The sequence below is a fragment of the Jeotgalicoccus nanhaiensis genome (assembly GCF_015235105.1).
GTDB lineage: Bacteria > Bacillota > Bacilli > Staphylococcales > Salinicoccaceae > Jeotgalicoccus > Jeotgalicoccus nanhaiensis.
In genome coordinates this window covers 410,636-430,452 of the sequence record NZ_JADGLW010000002.1, presented here as the reverse complement: position 1 = coordinate 430,452, position 19,817 = coordinate 410,636, and the positions used below count along the sequence as shown (strand labels likewise).

Here is a 19,817-nt window from a genome sequence, read left to right as displayed (position 1 = left end):
TTGCAAAAATGCAAGTTTTATATAAAAATAGATAAGTAGATTAATTTAACGAACATACGTTTGTATTGTTTGTAGGAGGATACAGACTTGGCTAAACAAACTGGATATACTGATGAGTCCATTCAAATATTAGAAGGCCTGGATGCTGTAAGAAAGCGCCCGGGCATGTATATCGGTTCGACGGATACGAGAGGTCTGCATCACCTCGTATATGAAATTACCGATAATGCGGTCGATGAGATTATTAACGGCCACGGGAACGAAATCAACATTACGATTAACAAAGATGAAAGTATTACGATCCGCGATAACGGCCGCGGGCTGCCGACAGGCATGCACTCGTCGGGGCGTCCGACAGCGGAAGTTATTTTTACAGTGCTGCACGCGGGCGGCAAGTTCAGCTCGGATAACTACAAATCCGCAGGCGGACTCCACGGCGTTGGATCTTCTGTCGTGAACGCCCTGAGCGAATCGCTTAAAATAAGAGTCTTCCGGAGTGGCAAGATTCACGAAATATCATTTAAGGACGGCGGCAAGGTCGATACACCGCTCAAGGAAACCGGTAAGACGAAAGAGACGGGGACAGAAGTCACCTTTAAGCCGGATCCTGAAATCTTTAAACAGACGATTGCCTTTAACTTTGAAACGATCGCAGAGCGCATGCGCGAGTCGGCTTTCTTAACGAAAGGCTTAAAAATTACGATTAACGATAAACGGACAGATGAAGAGGAAGTTTTCGAGTTCGAAGACGGGCTGAAGTCATTCATTGAATTCTTAAATGAGGGCAAGGATGATATCGGCAATATCGTCATGTTCGAAGGGACATATAATGAAATGATTGCCGAAGTCGCTTTCCAGTTTAACGACCAGTATTCGGAAACGATTATTTCATTCGTCAACAACGTTCGCACTAAAGACGGCGGCACTCATGAAGTCGGCTTTAAAACCGGCTTCACCCGCGCCTTCAACGAGTACGCGCGTAAAATCGGCGAACTGAAAGCAAAAGATAAAAACTTAGAAGGCAGCGATATCCGGGAAGGTCTGACTGCAGTCATTTCCATCAAGCTGCCCGAACACCTGCTCCAGTTCGAAGGCCAGACGAAAGGCAAGCTCGGTACAAGCGAAGCCCGCAATTTAATGGAAACTCTCTTAACGGAACAGCTGCCGTATTATTTAGAAGAAAACGGCACCTTATCGACCCAGCTCGTTAAAAAAGCGATTAAAGCGCGCCAGGTGCGGGAAGCTGCCCGTAAAGCGCGTGAAGAAGCGCGGAACGGCAAGAAAAATAAATCGAGAGATACACTCTTGTCAGGTAAACTGACACCGGCACAGAGCAAGAACGCGAAGAAAAATGAACTCTTCTTAGTCGAAGGGGACTCCGCCGGCGGTTCGGCCAAGCAGGGACGCGACAGACGTTTCCAGGCCATCCTGCCGCTCCGGGGCAAGGTTATCAATACTGAAAAAGCGAAATTCGAAGATATTTTTAAAAACGAAGAAATTAATACGATTATTCATACGATTGGCGCCGGTGTCGGCACTGACTTTAAAGTCGATGATACCAACTACGATAAAATTATTATTATGACCGATGCGGATACGGACGGGGCGCACATTCAAGTGTTGCTCTTAACGTTCTTCTTTAACTATATGCGTCCGCTCTTTGAAGCAGGCAAGATTTATATTGCGCTGCCGCCGCTCTTTAAACTCGAGAAAAAAGGCAAGAAAAAAGAAGTGAAGTATGTCTGGACTGAAGATGAACTTGAGGCAGCCCAGGAAGAAATGGGATCTGCCGAACTGCAGCGCTACAAAGGTCTCGGTGAGATGATGGCCGAACAGCTGTGGGAAACGACGATGAATCCGGAGACGCGGACGCTGATTCAGGTCCGCATTGAAGATGAAGCATTATCGCTGAAACGTGTGACTACGCTGATGGGTGACAACGTTGAAATCCGGCGTAAATGGATCGATTCAAACGTGTCCTTTACACTGGAAGAAGGCAACAGCATTCTTGATAATCAGGATGTAGAAAAATTAGCAGAGAGTGATGAAGATTATGGCCGAGCATAACCCCTTGCAGCAATTAAAATTAGAAGATGTAATCGGAGACCGCTTTGGGAGATACAGTAAGTATGTCATTCAGGACCGTGCAATACCGGACGTGCGTGACGGACTGAAACCCGTTCAGCGCCGTATTTTATACGCTATGTATAAAGAGGGTAATACTTTCGATAAAAACTACCGTAAAAGTGCTAAAACTGTCGGTAATGTCATCGGTAACTATCACCCGCACGGTGAAAGCAGTATATACGATGCCATGGTCCGCCTCGGGCAGGACTGGAAAATGCGTGAAGAACTCATTTTAATCCACGGCAACAAAGGGAGCGTCGACGGCGACCCTGCAGCAGCTATGCGTTATACGGAAGCAAAACTCGCTGAAATCTCCAACGAGCTCTTAAGAGATCTCAACAAAAATACTGTGCCGTTTATGGACAACTTTGATGATACAGAAAAAGAACCCTCCGTCCTGCCGGCGAAATACCCGAACCTGCTGGTGAACGGGGCAACGGGTATTTCTGCGGGTTACGCGACGGATATTCCGCCGCATAACTTAGCTGAAGTCATCGATGCGACCTTAAAAGTCATCGATAAGCCGACAGTGTCCATCGATGAACTTCTTGAAATAGTGAAAGGCCCGGATTTTCCGACAGGCGGGATTATCCAGGGTAAGAAAGAACTTAAAAAAGCATATACAACAGGCCGCGGCCGCGTTGTTGTCCGGAGTCTCGTGTCTAAAGAAGAAACGAGAGGCAACAAGATAAACATCGTCATTACTGAAATACCATATGAAGTCAACAAGGCGAATATGGTTAAAAAGATGGATGAAATCCGTGCCGACAGACAGGTCGACGGTATTATCGAAGTTCGTGACGAAACGGACAGGGAAGGTTTAAGAATTGTGATCGAAGCGCGGAAGGACGCGAATATCGATGCTATTATTAACTATCTGTATAAGAAAACAGACCTGCAGATTTCTTATAACTTCAATATGGTCGCAATCAGTGACCGGGCACCGAAGCAGATGGGGCTGAAAGATATACTGGAAGCCTATATTAAGCACCAGAAAATTGTGGTGACCAACCGGTCGCAGTATGATCTGGAACATGCACAAAAACGCATGCACATTATCGAAGGGCTGATTAAGGCTTTATCTATCCTCGATGAAGTGATCCGCACAATCAGAGAATCAGAAAACAAACGCAATGCCAAGGAAAATCTTGTGGAGCGCTACGACTTCACTGAACGCCAGGCGGAAGCGATTGTCATGCTCCAGCTGTACCGTCTAACGAATACGGATATCGCCGAGCTTGAAACAGAACAGAGCGAGCTTGAGTATCAGATTAATCAGCTGACTGAAATTTTAAATGATGAGAAAAAGCTGAAAAAGGTTATAAAAGCAGAACTTAGGGAAATTAAGAAAAAGTATGCTTCTGAGCGGCTGACTTCAATTGAAGATGAAATCGAAACGATTGAAATCTCGAAAGAACAGCTGATTGCGAAAGAAGATACAGTCGTTTCCCTGACAAAAGAAGGTTATGTCAAACGCACGAGCTTACGGAGCTACAACGCATCGAGTCCTGACGAACTCGGCATGCGTGAAGGAGATAAAACACTCTTCAGCGGCATGTCTCATACATTAGAACAGCTGCTCGTCTTTACGAACTACGGCAACTATATGATTATGCCGGTTCACGGCCTGCAGGATATTAAATGGAAAGATATGGGGCAGCACTTATCGTCCCGCTTTAATTTGAAACATGGAGAAGAACCGATATTTGCTACGACAGTTGAGAAATTCGACGAAAATATCAGTGTCGTGATGGCGACTAAACGCGGCCAGGTCAAACAGACTCATCTCAGCGAGTTTGAAGCGACGCGTATTTCTCGGCCGATTGTTAATATTAAACTTAAAAATGATGACGAAGTCATCGGTATCTCTATGACAGAAACAGGCAGTGAATCCTTGCTCTTCGTTACAGAAAAAGGCTTAACGCTTAAATATCCTGTCAGTGAAGTATCACCGACAGGCCTGAAGTCGCAAGGTGTGAAAGCGATGAACGTTAAAGCGGATGATGCGCTCGTCTTCGGAGAACTCATTCCTGAAGAAGGCAATCTCGTTACGGTATCGAACAGAGGTGCGGTGAAACGCACAAGTCTAGATATTTTCGAAACAGGTGCAAGAGCCCAGGTCGGTTCCATGCTGTATAAAGATATTAAGTCAAAACCTCACAGAATCGTTGCAGCGTCAGTTGCAGGTGCAGGCAAAGACCAGACAATCGAAATTATGTCGGAAACGAATACTCACATACTGCGTGCCAATGAAGTGCGTCTCAGCGGAAAGTATTCCAACGGCTCTTTTGTCGTTGAAGAAGAAACTTTCGGTGTGGTAACAGAAGCACACTTCAGCGCGTTATAAATACAAAAAAATGCAGGATAGGTGAAGTAGATGGAACAAGCATTCAATGTTTTTGAAAGTGCGGTAAATTTCGCTAATGATTTACTGTGGCAGGAAATACTGATCGGGCTGTTAATCATAGCCGGCTTATATTTCTCGGTCACTTCAAAATTCGTTCAGTTCCGCTGGCTGAAGATTATGTTTTCTTCCCTCGGAGAAAAACGGGCGAAAATGCCGGATGGTTCGAAAGGAATTTCATCTTTCCAGGCGTTTACAATCAGTGCCGCCCAGCGTATCGGCACAGCGAATATCGCAGGGGTCGCAACGGCTATCGTCGTCGGCGGACCCGGTGCGGTCTTCTGGATGTGGATTGTGGCACTTTTAGGTGCGGGGACAGCTTTCTTTGAAGCGACTCTCGCCCAAGTGTATAAGGTGCGCGATAAAGAATCGGGCTTCCGCGGCGGCCCTGCCTACTACATGACTAAAGGACTCAATCAAAAAGGCATCGGCTACCTCTTTGCGGTACTGATGACGATTACTTTTGGTATTGTTTTCGTTATGCTGCAGTCGAATACGATTGCCAATGCGTATGATGAAGCGTTCGGAGTGAATACGACAATCAGCGGTATCATTGTTGCGATTCTTGTCGGTCTTGTTATTTTCGGGGGAGCGAAATCAATCGCTAAGGTGGCATCAGCCATCGTTCCCGTTATGGCAGGCTTGTACATACTTCTCGTGGCAATTATTTTAGTCATGAACTACGATATGATCCTGCCGATGCTGCAGACGATCGTGGTGAATGCCTTCGGACTTGAAGAAGTATTTGGCGGTGCGATTGGTGCTGCGATTATTAACGGTTTCCAGCGCGGGCTGTTATCGAATGAAGCGGGTATGGGATCTGCGCCGAACGCGGCAGCGTCAGCAGCAGTACGCCACCCGGTTCAGCAGGGACTGATTCAGTCTCTTGGTGTTTACTTCGATACGATTATTGTGTGTACAGCAACAGCGATTGTGATTTTACTGTATACGGACTTAAGCTTCGGTGCAGATGCACCGCAGGGCATTCAAGTAACGCAGGCAGCCATGGACCAGCAGTTCTTCGGCTTCGGCGGAACGATTATTGCGCTCTTCATCCTGCTGTTTGCCTTTTCGACAATACTCGGCAACTATTTCTATGCACAGAGTAACTTAAGTTTTATCGTGGATAACAAAAAAGTAACTTTTGTCTTCAGAGCGATTGTGGTCATTATGACAGTAGTCGGTGCCGTACTCGGCGTTCAGCTGGTTTGGACACTGGCCGACCTCTTTATGGCCTTCCTTGCAATCATTAACTTGATGATGGTTGTAGCGCTCAGTCCGCTGGTGTTTGAGCTGATGCGAGATTATAAGGCGCAGAAGGACAGAGGAGAATCTCCGATCTTCTATGCGAAAAACATCACTTACAAACTGCCGGATGACAATGAGTGGGGCGATGAGGATTACCGTAAGGATGAACCAGAAGATTATAATAAGTAAGAGAGAAACCAGCCGGACTCCGGCTGGTTATTTTTTGCCATTCAATTTCTTGCGGTGTAAAATTAAGTTGTGGTAAGGTATCTATTATGTCTAAGCTTAAAAGGATGCACTTATGGAACTTTGGGACTTATATGATAAACATAGAAAACTGACCAATCAGACGATGACCCGGGGCGATGCCATGCTTAAAGATACGTATCATCTCGTCATTCATGTGGTCATCTTTAACAGTAAAAACCAGATGCTGATTCAAAAACGAAAATATGATAAAGTCAGTAATCCGAATATGTGGGATATCTCAGCAGGCGGAAGTGTCACTGCCGGTGAAACAAGTCAGCAGGGAGCGATGCGGGAAACGGAAGAGGAACTGGGACTCAATATTGATTTACATAACCAGCTGCCGCATTTATCGATTACCTTTGAACGGGGCTATGATGATATCTACATCGTGAACCGTGAAGCGGACCTAAGAACACTAGCGGTGCCGAACGAGGAAGTATCCGACGTAAAATGGGCATCAATCGATGAAATATATCAAATGATCGATGACAAAACATTCATCTCTTACCGTAAAAGTCTGATTCAGCTGCTGTTTGATATGAGGTATCAGTACGGTGCAGTAAAAAGAGATTAAGAAAATATAGAGGAGAGATTGCATGACCAAGTGTGCAAGCTGCAACAAGCAGTGGACCGGCATGTTATTGTTTAAAGCGCATTTTGCTTCGGAGAATGGGGTGGAATGTGATTACTGTCATGAAAAGCAGTATGTTTCCGAGAAATCGAAAAAACGGATGATTATTCCGCTCTTGCTCGTGACAGCTATGCTGATGATCGGCTTATTTGCACCGCCTTCCGTTACCCAGTATTTCTGGGTGTATATTACGATTACAGCGGTGACGATTATTTTTATGTACGTGAGTCTGGAACTCACGAATGTGCCGCCTGACAAAGAGAGAAAATAAAATCAAAATAACAGGGACAGATTTTCAATTGTCCCTGTTATTTTTCTGAATTTTTGATATACTTCTGTAATACATAAAAAGAAGAAGGTATAATATATGTCCAATCAACTGCGGATCGGCTCGAGTATTTACATCAATTACATATTACTGGGTATGATCAATTTAATTATTGCACTCCATATGGGGTTTTTAACAGAACAGCTTAATACAGATGCAGCGGCAATTTCGGCTTTAATCTCTGCAATCGGAATCGGCAAGCTGATTGCCTTATCGTTTGCGGGTAAGCTATCGGACAATCTCGGACGGCGTCCGATGCTGATTACAGCATGTTTTCTCTATGTGGTCTTCCTCGTTGCGATTCCGTTTGCGCCAACGTATACTATCGCGTTTATGTTTGCGCTCCTGGCGGGAATGGGGAACTCCATCCTTGACACGAGTTCGTATCCGGCACTGATAGAAGTGTTCAGAAAGCGTTCGAGTTCGGCTACAGTATTAGTCAAAGCATTTATGTCGGTGGGCTCGACGATTTTGCCTCTCATGATTACGTTCTTTATGGCGCGTGATATGTTTTACGGCTATACCTTCTTTATCATGGCGGGTATTTTCTTAATTAATGCGCTGCATTTAATGACGCTGAAGTTCCCGGAAGCGAATGTTCTGGAGGAAGAGCCTAAAGAAGAAACTAAACAAGCTAAAAAACCAGTCAAGAAGTTAATCTTCAAAGAGAAACCGAAATTTCTGCGCGAAGGAATTACGGTAATAGCAATCGGCTATACGTCGGTAGGGCTGTTTTTAATTATCCAGACCTGGCTTGCGACCTATGCTGAAGAAGTGGTGGGCTTGCCGGAAGCACAGGCGATTAATCTTCTGAGCATTTACAGTTTCGGCGGCTTTGCGACGGTGATTATTTTAGCAACTCTGCTGGACAGACTGTTCAGACCGATTACGGCTTTGATTATCTATCCGTTAATTGCGATTGCAGCCCTCACGACACTGCTCTTTGTTGAGAGCTATACAATACTAATCATTATTGCATTTATACTGGGTATGGCAACATCGGGACTCTTCCAGCTGGCAGTGACACTGATGGCGCAGTTCTTCCCGGAGAAGAAGGGGACGAGCACGGCCTTTGTGACCCTGTCATCGAGTATCGGTTTTATTACCCTGCCTTATGTAACGGGACTGATTAACCGTCATATCGGAGTGTCGTATGTATTTATGTTTGAAATTATTATCGCGGTGATTGCGGTTGTACTCGCAGCATTTATATCCTACCGCTACCGTAAAGTGTTTGATTTGGAAATCAGAAAACCGGTAATGTGGCGGAATCCGTAAACAGGTGTAAGAGAAGAGGACATACAGTGGCAAAGTTATTGAATATCGTTTTATTTATTTTAGGAATTTCATCGCTGATAAATGGGTTTTCTCATTTACCATCGAATATCCTGCTTGCATCAGTGAATCTAATCGCTGCTGTAATCTTACTGTATGTAAGCATCAAGATGTTTAAGGCAGGAAAAGAAGTGGACTCAGGTAAATCGAGTAAAACAAAATAATGAAATTAAAGAAACTCCCGAAACATTGATACAGCAATGTTTCGGGAGTTTTCATATACTAGAACAATCCTTTAAAGAATTCTACAATTCTTTCCCAGAAGCTTCTGAGTGAATCCATGAAGGAGCTGGCTTCTTCAGAGTTCACAATATCCCGCCCAAGTTCTGTCGCTTTGTCTTTAGCATCCTGGAAGCTGTCGCTTGAGGTGATTTTGTCAAGTAAGTCTTTTGAACTGTTGACCAGTCTGTCTGCTTCCTCACCGGTGAATAATCCGGAGTCTTTAATGTTCATAATAATCACGATAATACGATCAATCTGATCCTGTGACAATATGCCGTCTAAACCGTTTTCTGCTAATTTTTCATCGACGATATCTCTGACCTGATCTTCAGTAACGTCGCCGTTGAAGTTATTGACAATTTCAACTTTAACTTCAGTAATGACTTTGTTCAGCTGAACTTGTGAGAAACCTTCGACGTTTGAGTTTTCTTCAGAGATGTCTGAAATGGTTTCGAGTTCATCCTGGGCGTTCCGTGTTTTTTCTGGGTCAATCTCTTCACCTTGTGCCTGATATGCTTTATAGACACCGGCTAAGGCACTTTCGCCTGTAACGTCCTCGGCTGCTGCGATAGTGACCTCAGCGTCTGTAATGCCTGAAGTGAGCAGGGCGTTCTGGTAGGTTTCTTCAGAGATTAAAAGAATCTGACCCATGTCTTCATTAATATCAATATTTAAACCGTCACCTTCAGAGGTCTGTATAATACGGATACTTGATTTCAGTACACTGTTATCATAGTTCTGATTGATGTATTGATTAACGTCTTCTGAGTAAACGTAATCGACGATATCGGTATCTTCAACACCGAGTAAGTTTGCTGTTTCATTTTGAAGATTTGAATCCTGTTCCAATGCGGCACCGTAGATAGTGACAGCATTGTCCCATTCACTTGCTGCGTTGGCATTTAGGGCACCGAATGGAAGCATTGCAGCGATTAATGCGAATGCAAGTATTTTTCTAAACATAGTTTTAACTCCTAACTGATTTTTTCTTATAATACTATAAATATAGTATCGTTTCTATTTTAAATAATATTTATTAAAAGATGATTAAAGGAGGATATGAATATCGGTATATATAAATGAGAGCCACTCTACTGAATACCTTTCATGATGAACTTCTATTCAGTTTGTAAAGTGAAACCAGGATCCACTATAAGATTTTCCTTTTTTCAATCAAAAGTAATCCCTGATTGATCTTCTGCTGGATTTGTCCTTTCTTATCTGTAGAAATATATAACATCTCCTGACTTGTATGATCAATATATCAAGTATGTGGGAGAAATCAAAAATTATATGAACAGGGCATTATATATTACAGCTTTTACTTTATAAAAACTCCAGGAAAGCGTACAATAAATTCTTAAGAAAAGTTTAGGGGCATCGCAATGGACAAAGAGACGATGAGACGGACTGATAAAGAAGAATACAGTACTGTCACAAAAACTAGAGTAAGAAAAAGAGGCTTTATAATTTTAGGGATTTTTGCGCTGTTTGCAATTATACTTATATATATTTTTTTCAGTTTTAGATCAGGATTGAATATTGCAAAAGAAAATGGTGTAGAGAACACCGGTGAAGAATTTAATCCAATAGATAATCATGATGGTAAAAAAACGATAATGATTATTGGTAAAGACCGGATGGACGAAGGTGCAGAGCGTACTGATGTCATTATGCTTGGCCAGTATGATTATATGCAAAAGGAAATGAAACTGGTTTCTGTAATGAGAGATATTTACGTAGATATACCTGGTTATCAGAGTTATAAAATTAATGCAGTATACTCGCTCGGCGGAGTGGAATTACTCCGTGAGGTGATTGCATATAATTTTGATATTAATGTAGAAGAATACGTAACGGTGGATTACGACGCCTTTATGGAAACGGTGAATGTCGTCAATCCAAATGGTGTCACTATAGATGTAGAGAAAGATATGTCCGAAAAAATCGATACTGAATTGAAACAGGGTGAACAGCAGCTGAACGGTAAGGATCTGCTTGCCTATGCACGTTTCCGTAACGATGAAGAAGGCGACTTCGGCCGGGTGAGACGCCAGCAGCAGGTGCTCAGTGCAATTCAGGACGAAATTATTAGTGTCGGCGGTATTGTGAAGCTGCCTAAAATACTCGGAACAGGCATGGGATATGTTGATACCTCAATGTCAAATAAAGAAATGTACCGGATGATTATGAGCTTTATGATCAGAGGAGATAAGAATATCGACACGATGACACTCCCTCTGGATAACACCTATCAGTTTATGGATACAAGTCATGCCGGTAACGTTATTGATATGGATTTTGAAACGAACAGTGCAGCTTTGAAAGAGTTCTTAAATAATAGTAACTCTAATGAAGAGTGGGAAATAATGTAACAATCGGGAATAACGTAACGATTTATCCTAATACAATTATAGGTGATAATGTAATAATAATGGATAATGCAGTTGTTGGAAAGTATCCCACAAGGGCGAAATCATCTATATTACCGGAAGTAAATGAATTAGCACCATGTAATATTGGGTCAGGTGTCACCATTGGGACTTCGTCAATTCTCTATGTTAATTCTAATATATCTGAGGATGTATTTATTGCAGATCTTGCTACTGTGAGAGAAAGAGTTTCTATTGGTCGAGGTACAATTGTAGGTAGAGGAGTTGCAGTAGAAAATGATACAACTGTCGGAGCATACTGCAAATTAGAAACTAATTGTTATATAACCGCATACTCTACCATAGAAGATTATGTTTTCATAGCACCTTGTGTTGTTTTTACTAATGATAATTACATGGGAAGAAGTGAAGAGAGATTTAATAAATTTAAAGGGCCCCATGTTAAAAAAGGCGGTAGAATAGGTGCTAATAGTACGATTCTTCCCGGTAAAGTAATAAATGAAGAAGGCACAGTTGCTGCAGGAAGTACAGTAACTAAAGATATTGAAAAAAACAAAATTGTTGTAGGATCTCCTGCAAAGATATTCAGGGACGTACCTAATAATCAATTATTGAAAAATCAGGAGTTTTAAAGTGAATATTTGGATATTTAATCATTATGCAAAAACACCTGATTTTAGTAGTGGGACTAGGCATTTTGATATGGCAAAAGAGTTGATAGAAAAAGGACATAAAGTAACGATTTTTGCTTCTTCGTTTACACATTACGATAAAAAAGAAAATATCATATATAAGAATGGTCAAAGATTTCTGATTGAATATATCGATGGAATTAGATTTGTTTGGATTAAAACATTTAAATACAATGGCGGATTAAAACGAATATTTAATATGTTTTCTTACTATATAAATGCAAAGAAAGCCTCAAGAAAATTACAAATTAACAGACCAGAAATTGTAATTGGATCAACTGTACACTTACTTGCAGCTCTCTTAGGTAAAAAGGTTGCAAAGAAAAATCAAGCGAAATTTTTCTTTGAAGAAAGAGATTTCTGGCCCCAAACCTTTATCGATTTTAATATTTTATCTAAAAATAATCCAATATCTTTAATATTATTCAGAGTGGAAAAGTCCCTATACAACTCTGCCGATAAGATAATTGTTTTATTTGATAGAGCAGATCAATATGTAATGAATAAAGGCGTAAGAGCAGAGAAAATAATTTATCTTCCAAATGGTATAACAAGAAAAGTTCCCAAGTACTCCTATGAGATTGAAAAGATAATGATGGAATACAAAAACAAAAAAACAATTATATATACAGGTTCACATGGGGAAGCTAACGAGTTATTTAAAGTTATATATTTAGCAGAAATAATGTCGGATTATAAAGATATTGTATTTCTACTTTTTGGTGAAGGAAATCAAAAAAAGAATTTAATAAATTATGTAAGGAAGCATAATATACAAAATGTGATATTTCATGATTCAGTAAAAAAACATCAAATACCATTTCTATTAAGTAAATGCGATGTATCTATAATAAGCATTAAAGACTCTCCACTTTATAATTTTGGATTTAGTATGAATAAAATTTATGACTATTTATATGCTGGCTTACCACTAATTATGTTAACCAATCCAAAACTAGCTGAGTCGTTTGATAGGACTGGAATTTTTATTAGTGATGACTTAGATTTTCAAAAGAATAATATATTGCAATTATTTAAAGACGACGATTTCTATACTTTGAGTTCTAAATCTACAAAGGAATTATCAGAAAAATTTTTGTGGGAGAATCAAATTGAAAAATTAGATAATTCTTTTTAAATTTTAAAGAAAGTCGGGGATTTAATGATTAAAAGAATATTTGATATTTCAATTGCTACTGTTGGATTAATCACAGTCAGTCCAATTTTGATAGGCACATCTATAGTAGTTGCAAAAAAATTGGAAAACCAGTTATTTTTAAGCAAACTCGTGTGGGTAAAGATAATCAGCTATTTGATTTATATAAGTTTAGATCAATGACTAATGAAAAAGATGAAAATGACGTTCTTTTACCTAACGAAGAAAGACATACTTCTTTTGGGAAAAAAATGAGAAAATACAGCATTGATGAACTTCCACAATTAATTAACGTTATTAAAGGTGATATTAGTTTGGTGGGTCCAAGACCATTATTGGTCGATTATTTACCTTTATATAATGACGAACAGATTAGAAGACACGAAGTGAAACCAGGTATAACTGGGTGGGCTCAAGTTAACGGAAGAAATGCTATTTCTTGGGAAGAAAAATTTAGATTAGATGTCTGGTATGTTGATAATAAGGCGTTAATGCTAGATTTCTATATTTTATATCTTACTTTTATCAAAGTGTTTAAATCAGAAAATGTTAATAGTAATAATCAAACAACTATGAAACGTTTCCAGGGAAGTTATAATGATGCGTGACTTATATATTGTCGGTTCAGGTGGTCTCGGAAGAGGTTTGGTTGATGCATTGATTCATGACAATGGTGATCATATTAATGAAGAATTTAATAATATTTTTTTCGTAGATGATAATACAACTGGTGAATATATAAATGGTATTAAAGTCCGTTACAATATAGAAGATTTGATAAATATCACTAGTAAATGTCTAGTCATTAACGCACTCGGAGAACCACAGATACGTGAAAAAATACAGAAAAAGTTGAATACCAATCCTCACTTTGAATTCCCTAATTATATCGATAGTGATGTTAAACTATATAATAATGTACAGTTGGGAAAAGGGAATATTATTACCCGAGGTGCAGTTTTGTCTACTAACATAAATATAGGAGATTTTAACTTAATTCATTTTAATAGCACTATAGGTCATGATGTTATTATGAACGATTATAATTGTATCTATCCTTTAGTGTCTCTATCTGGTTATACGAAGCTCGGGAATTGCAATATGATAGGAATGTGTTCTTCTTCGCTTCCACAATCTGTTTTGAATGATTATGTTCGTGTAGGTGCTAACTCCCTCATTTTAGGTGAATATGCTTCAAATATTACAATTGTAGGAACACCTGCAGAAAGGATAGACAGATGAATATTAGAAAAACAGCCTTTGAACTCTTAAAGAAAAATGAATATCAAATTATTACTGATAAATATAATGAAATTAAAGCTAATATTCATAACCCGAGTCCAATAAATAACGAAAAGTTAAATAAATTTATAAAATTTGCTATTGAAAATTCCTTTTATTATCAAAATCTCAAAGTGAATAAAATATCTGAATTTCCAGTTCTTACTAAGGAAATATTAAAACTTAATATGGAGAATATAATTACAGTTGATAAAAATAAGTTGCAAGATTATCCATTCATGACAACTAGCGGATCATATGGAACTCCATTTAAGTTTTACGTGAATCAAAATAAAAGATACTCTCAGCAAGCAGAAGTATTATATTTTGGTCTTTTATCAAACTTTGATATAGGAACTAAACATATATATTGTAGAGCAATAAATCCCAATTTAAAGAATCAGCTGATAAAGAATCAATATGTACTTAAGCCTGAGAAAATTGATAAAGAATGGATTATAAACGCTATTAAGTATATACAAAAAGTTAAACCGGAAGTTATTATTTCTTATCCGACAGTACTTAATAATATTGCAGTTTTTATGAAAAAATATAAAACACCTATTCGTGGAGTTGAAGGTATTATTACTATTGGTGAAAGCATGACTGAAGAGGCGAGAAAAAATATTACTGACTCATTTGGTGTGGAACCATACTCCAGATATTCTACTGAAGAACTTGGTGTCTTGGGTAATAATTACGGTAGCGGTTCCCATATGTTAATTAATCAAGTTAATTATTTGATAGAAGTGTTAGATGATAATAATACACCAGTCAAAGAAAATGAAGTGGGTAAAGTAGTCGTGACGGACTTTAACTCTCATATTACTCCTCTTATCAGATATGATACTGGAGATTTGGCTCGTGTTAAAAGTTATAAAGAAGGTTTAGTTTACGAAATAGACAATTTAGAAGGTAGAAAAATTGAAACTATTTACACTACTAAAGGCACACCACTGACACCCTTTGTAATTAACTCACTTTTAAGAACATATGAAGACGTTGTTCAATTTCAATTTATACAGTATTCACAGGATGAATATGAAATGAAAATTTTGCCAATTGACGTTAATAATCATGTGTCTTACGAAAGTGTCTATGAGGAATTGAAAAATATTTTAGGAAAAGATTCTAGAATAAAATTAAATATTGTATCCGAAATTGAAACCTTAAGGTCAGGTAAGAGACCATATATCATTAATTTGTATCGAAAGGAGCAATGAAATGACAGAACGTATTTTGTTATCTTCCCCTCATATGGGCGGAACTGAAGAGAAATATGTACAGGAAGCATTTGATACGAATTGGATTGCCCCTTTAGGTAACAACGTAAACGAATTTGAGAAGCAGGTTAAGGAGTTTACTGGATCTAAGGCTGCTTGTGCTTTATCGAGTGGTACTGCAGGTATACATATTGCCCTTGATTTACTGGGAGTTCAAAAGGATGATGTCGTGTTCTGTTCTTCTTTAACATTTATTGCAAGTGCAAATCCTATTCTTTACTTAGGTGCTAAACCTGTATTTATCGACTCGGATTTGGAAAGCTGGAATATGTCTCCAATTGCTTTGGAAAAAGCTTTTAAAGCTTATGAAGAAAAAGGCAAGATGCCTAAAGCAGTGGTTATCGTTAACCTATATGGTCAATCAGCGAAGATGGATGAACTGATGGCTATCTGTGATAAATATAATGTTCCTGTAGTGGAAGATGCAGCAGAATCACTGGGAGCATTATATAAAGGTAAAATGAGCGGAACATTTGGCAAATTTGGTATCTTCTCATTTAACGGTAATAAGATTATCACAACATCCGGCGGCGGTATGATTGTCTCCGATGATGAAGAAATGATTCAAAAGGCATTGAAAAAAGCAACACAAGCAAGAGATCAAGCTGTACATTATCAGCATAGCGAAGTGGGCTATAATTACAGATTGAGTAATATAAGTGCAGGTATTGGACGTGGACAAATGGAAGTCCTGGAGCAGCGAGTCAATGAAAAACGTGAGATATTTAACCGTTACGATGAAGCATTAGGTGCAATTGATGGAATTGAAATGATGCCAGAATTAGCAGATACATACCATAACCGCTGGTTATCTACGCTGACTGTTGATTCCGAAAAAATGGGAGTAACTGCACTTGAGGTTGTAGAACACCTTGCGGAAAATAACATCGAAGCCCGACCAGTTTGGAAACCAATGCATATGCAGCCACTGTTTGCGGAATGTGATTATTTCTGTGAGGAAGAAGATAACTCTAAATACTTATACGAGAATGGCATATGTTTGCCATCGGATACGAAGATGACTATGGAGCAGCAACTATTTGTGATTAAGAAAATAAAAGAATTGATTTAGTTTGTTAGCCGTATATTTTATATGCGGCTCTTATTATATTTAATAAACTAATTTGGAAAGGATTAGATTATGAAGATATCAACAATTGAAATAGAAAATTATAAATCAATAAAAAATAATGAAACATTGTATTTATCTGATGGAGTTACAACAATAATTGGAAAAAATGAATCAGGTAAAAGTAATGTACTAGACTTGATAGGTCATATAAATCTCAATTTACCTACTAATATAGAACATTTTAAAAAACCCAACACAAAATGTGTTAATAAAAATACTTTAATCACTTTTAAGTTTGAATTAAATGATAAACAGAAATCATGTCTTAACGTTGAGAGTGAGACTTCAATAATACGATTCGATACTGCAGAACCTACATTTCAAGCTAGTATTGTTGAAGGGTTTCAAAAAGAGTACTTTAACAAAGATAATTATACTTCTAGAATACAACGATTGTATGAAATAGTGGAAAAATATATTAGCAGTAATAACCAAGCAATCAAAAGTAAACTACAAATGTATATTTCATTAGTAGAAAAACTAAATACTATACATGGAGTGAATTGGAAGAATAATATACTTGAAACAGAAAAACGAAGTAACTTAATTAATGATGAAAAAGTAAAAGAAGAATTTAAATCTATACTAACTTACATTTCTGAGTATATCGAAATTTTATATTATGAATTTCCGACGATAGTATATTATAAAGAGCAAGAATTGAAATCAGAATACAAGTTTGTTCGAGATGACTTTAAAGATTTAAAAACTAAGCATGGTAAACCATTAATAGATTTTTTAAAAGCAGTTAGATTTGATGAAGAGAAATTTAGTGATTTGATTTTTTCAACATCAGATGATGTCAAGCGCGATCTTAAAGATGAACTAGAAGAAAATCTTGATAAATATATCAACAATAAGTTTAATGAATTCTATAAACAAGATAAAGTTAAATTAACAGTTGATATTAATAGCAATAGAATAAGTTTTTTCGTTAAAAGTTCTAAAGCAAACATAAACTTAAGTGAGAGGAGTAACGGTCTGAAGTGGTATATGAATTTATTTATATCAATCACGGCAAATGATGATAACAATTCGAAGAAGATGTTACTTATTATAGATGAACCTGGTGTGTACTTACATGTCGATGCTCAAAGAGAACTAAGAAAACTTTTATATGACTTATCAAAAAAGCATCAAATTTTATACAGTACACATTCTCCATTCATGATTGACGATCAAAGAATAACAGACATTAGAGTTACTCAAAAAGAAGACAGTGGCATAACTAATATTATAAATAATATTTTTAGTGATGATATTGCAGAAACCTCGAAATTGGAAACGTTGTCTCCTTTATTAAACTCTTTAGGAATCTCTCACCCTTACATGTTTGGTATAAGTAATTTGAAAATTAATGTCATTACTGAAGGTATAGTTGATGCAATATATTTAAGAGCTCTAGCAAGACTTCTTGGTGAAGAAAGATTTGTTTTTATACCGTCCGTAGGGGCCAGAAACATTCATTTAATAGTCCGGATTTTATGGGGATGGAATTTAAAATGTATAGCATTATTTGATAATGATAATGAGGGAAGAAGTGCCGAAAGAAATTTAAAAAAAGATATGGAAGATGTTCAATGCCATTTACTTTCAAGTGATAACCAAAGTGGTGATATTGAGATAGAAAACCTAATTAGTAACTCTGATTTAGAAAGAATGGAAATTAATAAAGATAAGCTTATATCTGAAAAGAGATATTCTGCAATAAAGATTACTGAATTTATGCACAAAAATTTTAGTACAGTCTCAGATGAAACTAAAGAAAACTTTATCATGCTTTTTTCAGCATTAGGTAGTAAATTTGAATGATTCTATTTAAAGCTTATAATAATTTTAAAGGACTGGTTTCATGAATAAAGTAGACAAAAGAGCAATTATTTTATATTTCAATGATGGATGTTATGTTCTAAACTTTAATAATAATTCATTCGCCAAGTTTATTGATGACACTCTTGGGTTTAATCCTTATATAAAATAAGGAGATATGTCAAAAGGGAAACTTTTGACCGCTATGTATAATAATGAAGATGATGTTAATCTATTTAAGCTAACAAGTGAGTTATTAATAGAAACAGAAACTTTAAAAAGATAGAAGAAGAAAAATTAGATTTTATAGATGATATCGAAGAAACTCAAATCCGTAAAAGAATAAGTGAATGCGATAAAAAAATTAATAAAGTAAAAGAAATTCTTCAAAATTATTCTGAAGAAATGAAGTCAGATATTTTCATCGATAAATCTCTATATACAAATTTAAATGAATTAAAAAAAGATGTAGAAAATTATTTTAAAAGCCAACGCTATCTTAATGGATTAGATAGATTACATACTCTTTTCCATGGTTATTTAATCCAAAGAAGTAATTCATTAAATATTCCTTTTTTAAATCCAAAAGGACATCGGGAACCTCTAAACGTTATCTATAATAAAATAGTCAAATATTTAATTAATACTAAAAAGATAAAATCAGAAGTGACTATAAACGCTCTTAATAACTCTAAAGTAATAATTGAATCTTTTAATGATAGTAGAAATAAATTTAGTAAATCTCATCCAAGTGAACAATGGTTAAGTGAGCATGAAGCAAGATATATTAATTCTATTGTAATTACCACTATAACCTTATTGGATTCTGTTTTAAAACCTACTATTTAATTATTTTACAACTCATTTTGAAATGATGTATGTATTACTGCTCAACTAATTAACTTTCAAGATAAGGAATGACATGAAAGGCCGGTAAACAAATGAATAATATAGTAATAATTAATGATATTTTAAATTTGGTGGATGATACGCATAAAATGATTAATTTTATTTTAGGTCCAGCCGTTACTGCAGTATTGGTGTCTTCTATAGTTACCTTGTTTAACAATAGAAAAGGTTTACAAGATTCTTTAGATAGTAAATCAGGATGGAGAAAAGAACTTTTCAAAGTAGCATCAAAAACTTTTTTAACCACTGATGATGTATATTTAGTTTTAGCGGCTTTGCGTTATAGCCCTCATAAAATATGGGATGAGCGAAAAAATAGAGAACCTAAAGACTTCGATGAAATGACATCTTACATTCATTACAAACTTGGTTACATACTTGAAAGTTATAAATGTGAGGATCTAAACTTAACGTTAGATAAGGTTGAATCTCATGTTAAAGTCTTGGGGAAACAGGATTCGAATACTGTACGTTTATTAGTGAAATATTTACTTAAACATCATTGGGAAGATTTAGGTAAGGGAGTTTGGGGGAGATTGAAATTCAGAGTTATACAGGAACCCGATATTATAAAAGAAGTTTATAATCAGATTGAAGATTAATTGAATAGGAGTTGAA

The 19,817-nt window shown here is 37.3% G+C and carries 18 protein-coding genes; 17 read left to right on the top strand and 1 reads right to left on the bottom strand.

Annotation, left to right across the window (positions count from 1 at the left end; translation table 11 throughout):
- The first annotated feature begins 87 nt into the window (after positions 1–87).
- From parE to IR135_RS04380, 7 genes are all read left to right on the top strand, one after another.
- Positions 88–2,067, top strand: coding sequence for a DNA topoisomerase IV subunit B (gene parE / locus IR135_RS04410; RefSeq protein ID WP_135097050.1), 1,980 nt, complete (start codon positions 88–90; stop codon positions 2,065–2,067).
- A complete protein-coding gene (parC, locus tag IR135_RS04405; RefSeq protein WP_135097048.1) occupies positions 2,054–4,474 on the top strand; it encodes a DNA topoisomerase IV subunit A in 2,421 nt (806 codons plus the stop codon). The genes parE and parC overlap by 14 nt, the downstream gene beginning before the upstream one ends.
- 30 nt (positions 4,475–4,504) lie before the next feature.
- A complete protein-coding gene (locus IR135_RS04400; protein ID WP_135097046.1) occupies positions 4,505–5,968 on the top strand; it encodes an alanine/glycine:cation symporter family protein in 1,464 nt (487 codons plus the stop codon).
- 112 nt (positions 5,969–6,080) lie between these two features.
- Positions 6,081–6,602 (top strand): NUDIX hydrolase, encoded by a 522-nt coding sequence (locus IR135_RS04395; RefSeq protein WP_135097044.1) that lies wholly within the window; start codon positions 6,081–6,083, stop codon positions 6,600–6,602.
- Between the two features lie 22 nt (positions 6,603–6,624).
- Positions 6,625–6,930 carry a TIGR04104 family putative zinc finger protein gene (locus IR135_RS04390; RefSeq protein WP_135097042.1) on the top strand — a complete coding sequence of 102 codons (306 nt, stop codon included), beginning with the start codon at positions 6,625–6,627 and terminating at the stop codon, positions 6,928–6,930.
- A gap of 96 nt (positions 6,931–7,026) precedes the next feature.
- On the top strand, positions 7,027–8,265 hold the full coding sequence (locus tag IR135_RS04385) for an MFS transporter (RefSeq protein WP_135097041.1): 1,239 nt from the start codon (positions 7,027–7,029) through the stop codon (positions 8,263–8,265).
- Between the two features lie 26 nt (positions 8,266–8,291).
- Positions 8,292–8,486, top strand: a complete 195-nt coding sequence (locus IR135_RS04380) for a hypothetical protein (protein ID WP_135097039.1) — start codon at positions 8,292–8,294, stop codon at positions 8,484–8,486.
- Positions 8,487–8,544: 58 nt separating this feature from the next.
- On the opposite strand, the gene IR135_RS04375 is transcribed toward IR135_RS04380, so the two are convergent.
- Positions 8,545–9,507: a DUF1002 domain-containing protein gene (locus IR135_RS04375; protein WP_135097037.1), complete on the bottom strand. Its 963-nt coding sequence runs from the start codon at positions 9,505–9,507 to the stop codon at positions 8,545–8,547.
- Positions 9,508–9,929: 422 nt separating this feature from the next.
- Here IR135_RS04375 and IR135_RS04370 point away from each other — a divergent pair, with 422 nt between their 5' ends.
- From IR135_RS04370 to IR135_RS04325, 10 genes are all read left to right on the top strand, one after another.
- Positions 9,930–10,919, top strand: coding sequence for an LCP family protein (locus IR135_RS04370; RefSeq protein WP_135097035.1), 990 nt, complete (start codon positions 9,930–9,932; stop codon positions 10,917–10,919).
- Complete coding sequence (locus IR135_RS04365; protein ID WP_416212700.1) at positions 10,904–11,569, top strand: acyltransferase; 666 nt, start codon at positions 10,904–10,906, stop codon at positions 11,567–11,569. The genes IR135_RS04370 and IR135_RS04365 overlap by 16 nt, the downstream gene beginning before the upstream one ends.
- Before the next feature lies 1 nt (position 11,570).
- Complete coding sequence (locus IR135_RS04360) at positions 11,571–12,767, top strand: glycosyltransferase family 4 protein (RefSeq protein ID WP_135097031.1); 1,197 nt, start codon at positions 11,571–11,573, stop codon at positions 12,765–12,767.
- A 152-nt stretch (positions 12,768–12,919) separates the two neighbouring features.
- On the top strand, positions 12,920–13,393 hold the full coding sequence (locus IR135_RS04355) for a sugar transferase (protein ID WP_318272270.1): 474 nt from the start codon (positions 12,920–12,922) through the stop codon (positions 13,391–13,393).
- Positions 13,383–14,027, top strand: a complete 645-nt coding sequence (locus IR135_RS04350; protein ID WP_135097030.1) for a hypothetical protein — start codon at positions 13,383–13,385, stop codon at positions 14,025–14,027. Before IR135_RS04355 ends, IR135_RS04350 begins: the two co-directional genes overlap by 11 nt.
- On the top strand, positions 14,024–15,289 hold the full coding sequence (locus IR135_RS04345; protein WP_135097029.1) for a phenylacetate--CoA ligase family protein: 1,266 nt from the start codon (positions 14,024–14,026) through the stop codon (positions 15,287–15,289). The genes IR135_RS04350 and IR135_RS04345 overlap by 4 nt, the downstream gene beginning before the upstream one ends.
- Before the next feature lies 1 nt (position 15,290).
- The gene (locus IR135_RS04340) at positions 15,291–16,421 is read left to right on the top strand and encodes a DegT/DnrJ/EryC1/StrS family aminotransferase (protein WP_135097028.1); all 1,131 of its coding nucleotides are present in this window, start codon (positions 15,291–15,293) and stop codon (positions 16,419–16,421) included.
- A gap of 69 nt (positions 16,422–16,490) precedes the next feature.
- A complete protein-coding gene (locus IR135_RS04335; protein WP_135097027.1) occupies positions 16,491–18,293 on the top strand; it encodes an AAA family ATPase in 1,803 nt (600 codons plus the stop codon).
- A 402-nt stretch (positions 18,294–18,695) separates the two neighbouring features.
- Complete coding sequence (locus tag IR135_RS04330) at positions 18,696–19,139, top strand: abortive infection family protein (protein WP_135097026.1); 444 nt, start codon at positions 18,696–18,698, stop codon at positions 19,137–19,139.
- 92 nt (positions 19,140–19,231) lie between these two features.
- Complete coding sequence (locus IR135_RS04325; RefSeq protein ID WP_135097025.1) at positions 19,232–19,801, top strand: hypothetical protein; 570 nt, start codon at positions 19,232–19,234, stop codon at positions 19,799–19,801.
- The last annotated feature ends 16 nt before the right edge of the window (positions 19,802–19,817 follow it).